Genomic DNA, 9,013 nt, shown 5'->3' with positions numbered 1-9,013 from the left:
GCGGCTCCCACAGGCACAACGCAAGCCTGGGGGTGGTGATCCTCCTGTGGGAGCCGGCTTGCCGGCGATGAGGCAGGCACTGACAAACGAACGGAGCGAGACCCGTACAGTCATCGATCAAGTACCCGCGCGTAGCGGGTGAGGGCAAGCGGCTCCGCGTTTTCCTCGACGACGCGTTGGCTGGCTGCTTGTGCCGTGAAGCCTTGCTTGAGGTAGAAGCGCCTGGCGCGTTCGTTGCCGTCGAGGACCCAGGCGCTCACTTGCTGATAACCCTCGTCCCGCATCGTCTGCCGTATATCCGCCCACATGGCCGGACCAATGCCTTGTCCCCAGACCTGTGGGTCGAGGTAGATCGCCATGAGTTCCGCCGTGCTTGCGGCAGCGTCCTCGTCACGGCTTGGGCCGAAGGAGGCCCAGCCCACCGTTGCACCGTTGAGCTCGGCCACTCGGATGGAGGGCTCATTGGTTTCGATGGCCTGAGTCAGAAAGGCCACGCGGCGCGCGACACTGGCATCCAGGGCGTTCAGGTAGGTGGCCGACAGCAGCCCACGATAGGCGCTCTGCCAGCTGCGGATATGAAGGGAGGCGAGGGCGGAGGCATCCTTGCTCACGGGTTTGCGAATCAGGAGCCCAGGTAATCGGGTCATGAGGTTCATCAGGCGTCGGGACTCGAAGCGGTAATCAATCCGGTCAGTGCAGGGGCCGTGCCATTGATGAACCAATTCTGGACGGGTGGCTTTGAAGGCGATTGCAGCGCCAAGCCGTGTGTCACTGTGGCGCAAACTGTCGGTTCTCTGTCTGCAGACCAACAGCAGAAGGTGCGCAACGAGGTGGATCTGCCGAAGGCAAGGTGCGCATCTTCCACTGGCACAACGTAAGCCTGGGGCTGGTGATACTTCTGTGGGAGCCGGCTTGCCGGCGATGGGGCCGGCACTGGCAACAGAACTTCGGACAGGTGACCGCTATGGGTCGAAAGCGGTCGGTCGCGAGTGACTACTTTCGACCCGAAGCAGCCTGTCGCGGATAACGGCTATCGGTCAACTGCTGCCGGTGGCAACAGGAACACCCGGAAGCAGCCCACCGTAAAGTGCCCTTTTTGGTCGACCTGTGCCGGCGCGACGGGCAGAGCGCGGTCAAGAGTCGACCTTACATTGGGTGGCACGAACCGCCAGGGCGATGACCTTGGCATTGGCATTTGGAGCGGCTTTGGTCAGCGCAACTTCAAACGAATCGGCGTAGGCTGGGGTATGAAGGCCGACGTCAACAGTAGCGCTGTAAGTGGAAAGCCAAAGCTTTGTAGCGCCATATGTAATTCTCATCAAGAATATGGCGAGTCTAGCAGCGGTTTGGACGCTAGCTTTCTAATTTGCGAGAGATTCAAGGATTATCCAAGGTGCAGTCATCAAGGGTATTCGTCATAAGCCGTGCTTTCTTTATGGTCTTTCTGATCAGCGGCACTGCGCTGGGTGAAACGTCGCAGATCGTGTTGTCAGCATCTGCGCAGGTCAGTCCGGCGACTGCAGCGCCTGACGACATCGTTGGACAAGGGATCCAGGCCGCGCTTGAACCCCTGGTATCGTCATTTCCTCCCTTGATTACCTCTCGCAAGCATCAACGCGCGGACATCAATCGCGTTGTTCTCGATTTCTATTCCCATCGCAACTATCGCGCTGCCTGGACAGACGGGCGCAATATCACCCAGTTGCTCAAGAGCCTGAATGACATACAAGCTGACGGCCTTAACCCTGCAGACTTCCGGGGCGACGAGTTGGCCGAGGCTCGATCGTTTATGCAGGCCTCCGCGCCGACGCCAGCGCAAACGGCGGCTTTTGATATCGCGCTGACCCGCACCTACATCACTGCACTCCTGCAATTGCGGCGCGGCAAGGTCAATCCGTCGCGGCTGGATTTTCATTGGAACTTCGACCCGATCGGTGTTGATCCCCGTGAAGATGTGAACAGTTTCTTTGCTGCCCTGGATGCTCACGATGTGGCCCGTGCGTTCGCCCAGGCGCCGCCGCAAGAGGCGGTTTATAGCAGCATGCGTGAGGCATTGGCGCAGTTGCGTCAGGTTCGCGATGCCGGTGGTTGGCCGAAAGTCGCCGAAGGGCAGTCACTCAAGCCGGGCATGGACGGCGCTGTGGTCGCACAGTTGCGTGCCCGTCTGGTGGCCGGTGGTTATCTGGAGCCGCATAAGGGCAAGCGCAGTGCTTACGACGATAAAGTCATTGCTGCGGTGAAGAAGTATCAGGTCGATCAGTATCTTGGCGTGGATGGCGTGGCTGGGGCGGCGACCCTGGCGGCGCTGAATGTGCCTGTCGAGGCACGGATTGATCAGGTCCGGGTGAACATGGAACGGGCGCGCTGGCTGCTCTACAAACTCCATGGCACTTTTGTCGTAGTCGATATCGCCGGCTACAAAGTGGCGTTCTACCGCGACGGCGAACCCATCTGGCGTTCCCGGGTGCAGGTCGGCAAGCCTGTGCGCAGCACCCCGGTGTTTCAGTCCGAGATCACCTACATCACCTTCAACCCCACCTGGACTGTGCCGCCGACGATTCTGGCCAAGGATATGCTGCCCAAGATTCAGCAGAATCCGGGTTACCTTGCGGCCAGCCGGATCAGGGTCCTTGATCGTGCTGGCAACGAACTCGATCCAGCGAACGTCGACTGGAACAACGCGCGCGGCCTCAGGCTGCGCCAGGACGCCGGCCCTACCAACTCGTTAGGGCAGGTGGTCATTCGTTTCCCCAACGACTATGCGATTTACCTGCACGACACGCCGCATCGCGAGTTGTTCGCCAAGCCCGTGCGCACCACCAGCTCCGGATGTATTCGGGTGGAGAATCCACTGCAGTTGGTCGAGTTGTTGTTCAACGACCCGGTGCGCTGGAACAGCGAGGGGATTCAAAAGCAGTTGGCCAATGGCAGGACCAGGAACATCAAGCTTCCGGTCAAGGTACCGGTGTTGTTGGCCTATTGGACGGTCGACTTGAGCACCGAGGGGCGGGTGACGTTCAAGCCCGACATTTATGGTTACGACACGCCGCTATTGCGGCAGTTGAATTTGCCTTCAGGACTGCCCGCCTTGGCGTTGCCGCAGGCAGAAACGACTAGGGTGGTCACAGGGCAAAGCCAGATTTAGGCAGCGCATGAGCAACCAGGAATTGCGACGCCCACCGATTGGAGCATGTCCACTTGCGCTGTGCTCGAATACGCTAGCCTAGCGGCAATACAAGGGGGTTGATCGAGCGGTAGTTGCCGATGGCGAGCGTGGTGAGCATGCGGTGCGTCCCAGCTTGAACTGAGTGATCGATTGTGGCCGAACAGGGTCTGTCTTACTACCGATCAGCACGGCTCAACTTTGGGCCGCTAGCGGCCCACATCGAATGGCCGCTATGGGTCGAAAGCAGTCAGGTAAATATCTGGAAGTTGGTGCCGCTTCGCGGCCCATCGCCGGCAAGCGCGGCTCCCACAGGCACAACGCAAGCCTGGGGCTGGTGATGCTTTTGTGGGAGCCGGCTTGCCGGCGATGAGGCCAGCACTGGCATCATCACTTTGGACAGGTGCAGCTATCGACCCCAAAGCTACCCTTCATCAAGGTAAGTAACCGGTCTAAAGCGGACACCACTTAGTCCGTGTTAGACACGTAGCAGGCTATCGCGCAAGGCCGGACTGTTGCTCAAATTCCCATTCGCTTGAAGTGTTCAGTTAGAGTGCAGGCTGGGTTGGAGCGAAGGCCAATGAGGGGCATATGAAAAGAATGAAGCTCGATCGTATCAATCGGGCGATCCTGGAAAACCTGCAAAATAACGCGCGGATCAGCAATCTGGAGCTGGCGGAAAAGGTCAACCTGTCGCCCAGCGCCTGCCTGCAACGTACCAAAGCATTGGAGGATGCCGGTTACATTCGAGCCTACATGGCCTCGATCGATCTCGACGCCATTTGCATCAACGTGATGGCCTACGTCATGTTCAGCCTGCGCGATCACGCCGGGCATCATCGTGTGCAGTTCGAGCGCCTCATCGCCAAGCGCCGCGAGTTGCTGGATTGCTTGAAAGTGGACGGTGAGTACGACTATATCGCTTTTGCGACCTGCTCTACGGTCGCAGATTTCAATCAGCTGTGTGAAGAGTTGTTGGATGAGAACCCCAACATCCTGAAGATCAAAAGCAATATGATTCTCGACAAGATCAAGTGGTTCGCAGGCTATCCGCTGGAGAATCTGATCTGGCGTGAGTGAACAGCTGCACAATCTGCGCTAAAGGCGTAGCGATGCCGCAGCAACTGCCGTCCATTGGCGCTAACTCGACCTTTTGCACCGTCACTGTTGCGGAAAATAGCGGTTTCTTTTCAATGGAGAACCGCGATGTCCGACTCAGTTTTCGTCACCCTGGAAACGGCCCTGGGCGCCTTCACCGTCGAACTCTTCGAGCAAAAAGCGCCCTTGACCACGGCTAACTTCCTGGCTTACGTCGACAGCGGCCGCTATGACGGCAGCAGCATCTTTCGCATCGTGAATCCCGACAACCAGGACGCTGAGGACCCCGTGCGGATCAGTGTGATCCATGGCGGCACACGACCCCTGGCACCCAGCAACCTGCCGATGATCGCCCTCGAAACCACACGACAGACCGGTCTCAGTCATCGCCATGGCACCCTTTCCCTGGGGCGAGAGGCAGCCGACAGCGCCGAAGGGGATTTCTTCGTCTGCATCAGTGATCAGCCGCACTTTGACTATGGTGGCGCGCGTCATCCTGATGGCCTGGGCTTCGCCGCTTTCGGCCAAGTATGCGCAGGGATGGCAGTGGTTGAGGCGATCTGGGGCCGTGCCGGAGCACAGGAGTACCTGGAGCCCGAGGAAGAGATTCGCATTCTGCGGGCGTATCGCCAGCCGCGAGGCTTGTGATGGAGCGTCTCGAATCGCTGCGCAAGGAGCTGGCCTGTCGGCGCATCGATGCCTTTCTGGTGCCCAGAAGCGATGGCTATCTCAATGAAGACCTGGCTCCCGCGGATGAGCGCTTGCACTGGTTGACCGGGTTCACTGGCAGCGTCGGATTGGCGCTGGTGACTGCAACCCGGGCGGCCTTGCTGGTCGATGGTCGCTATACCGAGCAGGCCCGGCTGGAGTGCGGGCGGCATCTGGATATCCTGGCGCTGGACGACGCTGAGTTGTTCGGCTGGTTGCGCACGTGTTTGCCTGATGGCGGGACGCTGGCCTGTGATGCGCGCCTGCACAGTGTCGAGGCGTGCGATCGTTTGCAGGCAATGGCTCGACAGGTAGGCATTACGTGGAGCGAGACGCTCGACAATCCCGTGGATTGCTGCTGGCGTTATCGCCCCGACACGCCACGCAGCCCGGTGTTGCCATGGGCGCTCGACTACGCGGGGATATCCAGTACGGAAAAGCTCGCCGGGTTAACCTCACAGCTGCGCGACGCAGGCTGTGATGCCTTGTGGTTGCCCGCACCGGACATGCTTGCCTGGCTGCTCAACGTGCGTGGGCAGGATATATCCATCGCGCCTTTGCCATTCAGTTGCGGCCTGCTCGATGTCAGCGGCCGCCTTCAGTGGTTCATTGATCACGAACGCTTGCAGCTTCCCGAGGGGTGGTTGCCGTCATCAGTCAGTGTGTGTCCGCCACAGGCACTGTATTGCGCTATTGCCGAGTTGCGTGGGCAATCTGTCTGGATCGATCGCCAATCCTGCACAGCTGCGGTGTATCGCCAGTTCCAGCTGGCAGACTGCAGCATTCATGAGGTGGCCAATCCGTTGCTGTTGCGGCGTGCATGCAAGCAGCCCGCAGAGTTGCGGGGCAGCCAGGAGGCTCATCGTATCGATGGCGTGGCGCTGTGCCGGTTCCTGCATGGGTTCTATGAACACTGTGATCGGTTTCGTGGGCAGAGTGAATTGTCAGTGGTGGAGTCCCTGGAGCGCTGGCGCTCCCTGCATGACGACTACCGTGGCGTGAGTTTCGACACCATTGCTGCGAGCGGCGCCAATGGCGCGCAACCGCACTACCTTCCGAAGCCTGGAAAAGCAGCAAAGATCGCCTGGGGCGACCTGCTGCTGATCGATTCCGGTGGTCAGTACCCACAAGGCACTACCGACATAACTCGGGTACTGGCTTGCAGCCCGCCCACCGGGCGCCAGCGTTACCTGTACAGCACCGTACTGAAGGCCCATATCGCGCTGGCGAGTTGCATCTTCCCTGCCGGCACCAGCGGTCAGCGATTGGACAGCGTGGCGCGCCAAGCTCTATGGCGGGAGGGATTGGATTACGCCCACGGCACCGGGCACGGCGTTGGCAGTTACCTGCACGTCCACGAAGGTCCGCAGCGCATTGCACCCCATGCCAGCGAAGTACCTTTGCAGGTGGGCATGGTCACCTCCATCGAACCCGGGGTTTACCTGGACGGTGAACTGGGTATTCGCATCGAGAACCTCTACGAAGTGGTCGAGTGCGAAAGCCACCCGGGATTCTTGGCATTCCGGGCATTGACGTTGGTGCCGCTGTCCATCGAATTGATCGACCGGGCATTGCTCAGTGAGGACGAGGCCCAGTGGTTGGATGACTACCACAGCCGCGTTTGTCTCACCTTGGCGCCGCTGCTGGAGCCGGACGTGGCCGCTTGGCTGGTGCGGCATACCAACGTGAACAATTTGCAGTTTGAGGGAAAATAACCGTCGATTGTTTTTCCACGGCCCGGCAAAAGCGCAGTTAGCGTTTCACCGGGCTGGCAACATGTTTCCTGCGTTCGCGAGCGCCTGACACAATTCCAATAATCGGTTCATCCCGGGCCATTGCCCGGGGCAGGGCCACAGCCGGTCTAGAGGCGAACATGAGCAGTAATGAAGAAGTGATTCCCGATGGCTACGATCGACGGCCAGTGCCGCAGTCCGAAACGGTCTCCGGGGTAGGGCTGGCGCTGATCACCCTGGGCATCGGCATGACCCTGCCGGTGTTCTGGCTGGGCTCGGATGTGACGCAGAAGGTGGGCTTCAGCGCCGCTCTATGGGTATTCATCGGGGTGTGCGGATTGCTCGGGGTACTCTGTGCGTTGACCGCGCTGGTAGGAGTTCGAACCCGGCTCAGCACCTACATGGTGCTGCAATTTTCCTTTGGCCGGCACGGCGCAAGACTGATCAACCTGATCATGGCGGTGACCCTGCTTGGGTTCTATGCGGCCACAGCGGATATCTTTGGCAGTACCGTGGCCAGTGCCTTGCATAGCGCCTGGGGCATAGACACGCCGGCCTGGGTGCACTGTATCTGGGGCAGCGGCCTGATGACACTGATGGCCATTTATGGCCTGCGTGGGTTGGACCGCCTGTCGGTCTGGTCGGTGCCGCTCATGGCCGCGTTCATGCTGTTCGCCCTCTACCTGGGTTTGCAGCGCACTGTGCCCGGACAACTGGCAGGCTTTGCAGGTTCGGGTGACAGCCTGTCGCTGGTGATCGCCAGCACCATCGGCATGGTGATCCTGACGCCGGTGCTGATGCCAGACTTCACCCGCTATGCCCGTACCCAGAAGGACGCGCTGATCGCCGTTCTCGGCATGGCGTTGGGTTTTCCTTTCGTGCTGGGCGTTGGCGGGGTGTTGTCGATCATCACCGGCCAAGCGGAGATCATGCAGGTGATGGCGGTGTTGGGCGTTCTGTTACCGGCTTTGGCGGTACTGATGTTCTCCACCTGGATCACCAATACGGCCAACCTCTATTCGGCGACCCTTACCCTTGCGACGGTCAGCCGCGCCGCAAACTGGAAACTCACCCTGGCCGGTAGCCTTGTCGCGACGGTGCTTGCGGTAGGTGGCTTCATGAGTCACTTCCTCGACTTCATTCTGACCCTCAGCATCCTGATTCCACCGCTGGCGAGCATCTATGTAGCCGACTTCTTCGTGGTTCGCCGGCAGCACTACGCTCTTGCTGAACTGGCCCGTTCGCGGCCATTCGGCTGGCCCGCGCTGTTTAGCTGGGCGCTGGCGAGTGGCGTTGCATGGATGACTTCGTTCGAAGGATGGACCCTGACGTCGCAACCCACTGTGGACTCGCTGCTGGTGGCATTGGTCGCCTACCTGGTGCTCTATCGCTTCGCCCCCGTGCCGTTGACTGCGTCCTCACACCCAGCACCCTGATCCATTGACCCTGACCGTATTTTCCGGGCGTGTCCCCGGCGGGCGAAGCCATGCCCGCGATTTGGCTACAACGACAGTTCTTCTGCCAACCGAAACGCAAATAACAACCTCAAGAAGTTCAGGAGCAGATTCCTTGATTCGCATTTTTCTTGTACTGCTGGGCATCCTCGGATGGGGCAGCGCCGCCAATGCTGGAGTGTCCAGCACCCTGGCGCTGACGACGGAATACCAGACCCGGGGCATTGGTTACTCCGGCAACAAACCTGCCTTGAGCCTTAGTCTGGATTGGGCAGGCGATAGTGGCGCCTTCGTCGGTACCTGGATATCGAGCACCGACAGTTTTGAAAGCGGTGACCCCTATGATGACGGTGCGAATATCGAATGGGACTTCTATGGCGGCTATAACGGCCAGCTGGAGAATGGTGTGCGTTATGGCGTCATCGGGTATTACTACACCTTCCCATCGACGAACTACAACATTAATTACACAGAACTCGGTCTCAGCCTCGGCTACGGCAATTTCAACACCTATTACTACTACACCCCCGACCTGATCAGTACGTCGCGGGCCTCGCGCTACGTTGCCGCTGACTACACCTTCAATCTGCCATTGGCGTTGGACCTGACCTTCATGGTCGGTCACGCCTATGGTGATTACTACCGTCGTCGCGACGAGACAGGCGGCCACGAATACACCAACTGGGAAGTTGCTCTCAAACGCAGCTTCGGTCCAATCAATACCAAGCTGAGCTGGGTCGATACCGACCTGTCCGGGCGTTTCTACAACGACGGCGAATACCTACGCAACGATGGCCGCCTGATCTTCGCGGTCTCCCACACATTCTGAAAATACAGCCGGCAGCTGCGGCTGGCGG

The 9,013-nt window shown here is 59.4% G+C and carries 7 protein-coding genes; 6 read left to right on the top strand and 1 reads right to left on the bottom strand.

Features of this window, described 5'->3' with window-relative positions:
* Positions 1–110: 110 nt before the first annotated feature.
* A complete protein-coding gene (locus PMI38_RS15860) occupies positions 111–656 on the bottom strand; it encodes a GNAT family N-acetyltransferase (RefSeq protein ID WP_008095834.1) in 546 nt (181 codons plus the stop codon).
* A gap of 779 nt (positions 657–1,435) precedes the next feature.
* Between PMI38_RS15860 and PMI38_RS15855 the strand changes: the two genes are divergently transcribed.
* From PMI38_RS15855 to PMI38_RS26180, 6 genes are all read left to right on the top strand, one after another.
* A complete protein-coding gene (locus PMI38_RS15855; RefSeq protein WP_050548610.1) occupies positions 1,436–3,145 on the top strand; it encodes a L,D-transpeptidase family protein in 1,710 nt (569 codons plus the stop codon).
* A 609-nt stretch (positions 3,146–3,754) separates the two neighbouring features.
* On the top strand, positions 3,755–4,243 hold the full coding sequence (locus PMI38_RS15850) for an Lrp/AsnC family transcriptional regulator (RefSeq protein WP_008095830.1): 489 nt from the start codon (positions 3,755–3,757) through the stop codon (positions 4,241–4,243).
* 126 nt (positions 4,244–4,369) lie between these two features.
* Positions 4,370–4,909, top strand: coding sequence for a peptidylprolyl isomerase (locus tag PMI38_RS15845; protein WP_008095827.1), 540 nt, complete (start codon positions 4,370–4,372; stop codon positions 4,907–4,909).
* Positions 4,909–6,684: an aminopeptidase P family protein gene (locus tag PMI38_RS15840; RefSeq protein WP_008095826.1), complete on the top strand. Its 1,776-nt coding sequence runs from the start codon at positions 4,909–4,911 to the stop codon at positions 6,682–6,684. The genes PMI38_RS15845 and PMI38_RS15840 overlap by 1 nt, the downstream gene beginning before the upstream one ends.
* A gap of 158 nt (positions 6,685–6,842) precedes the next feature.
* A complete protein-coding gene (locus PMI38_RS15835; RefSeq protein WP_008095824.1) occupies positions 6,843–8,138 on the top strand; it encodes a purine-cytosine permease family protein in 1,296 nt (431 codons plus the stop codon).
* Positions 8,139–8,271: 133 nt separating this feature from the next.
* Positions 8,272–8,985 carry a TorF family putative porin gene (locus PMI38_RS26180; RefSeq protein WP_008095823.1) on the top strand — a complete coding sequence of 238 codons (714 nt, stop codon included), beginning with the start codon at positions 8,272–8,274 and terminating at the stop codon, positions 8,983–8,985.
* Positions 8,986–9,013 lie beyond the last annotated feature (28 nt).

This window comes from Pseudomonas sp. GM84 (assembly GCF_000282535.1).
GTDB lineage: Bacteria > Pseudomonadota > Gammaproteobacteria > Pseudomonadales > Pseudomonadaceae > Aquipseudomonas.
The sequence above is the reverse complement of the archived record's forward strand: the minus strand, read 5'-3'. Positions and strand labels throughout refer to the sequence as shown.

What these genes read in the sequence shown, in the direction of transcription:
- PMI38_RS15860 (WP_008095834.1), bottom strand. Translation starts at nt 656, where the DNA reads ATGAACCTCATGACCCGATTACCTGGGCTCCTGATTCGCAAACCCGTG.
- PMI38_RS15855 (WP_050548610.1), top strand. Translation starts at nt 1,436, where the DNA reads ATGGTCTTTCTGATCAGCGGCACTGCGCTGGGTGAAACGTCGCAGATC.
- PMI38_RS15850 (WP_008095830.1), top strand. Translation starts at nt 3,755, where the DNA reads ATGAAAAGAATGAAGCTCGATCGTATCAATCGGGCGATCCTGGAAAAC.
- PMI38_RS15845 (WP_008095827.1), top strand. Translation starts at nt 4,370, where the DNA reads ATGTCCGACTCAGTTTTCGTCACCCTGGAAACGGCCCTGGGCGCCTTC.
- PMI38_RS15840 (WP_008095826.1), top strand. Translation starts at nt 4,909, where the DNA reads ATGGAGCGTCTCGAATCGCTGCGCAAGGAGCTGGCCTGTCGGCGCATC.
- PMI38_RS15835 (WP_008095824.1), top strand. Translation starts at nt 6,843, where the DNA reads ATGAGCAGTAATGAAGAAGTGATTCCCGATGGCTACGATCGACGGCCA.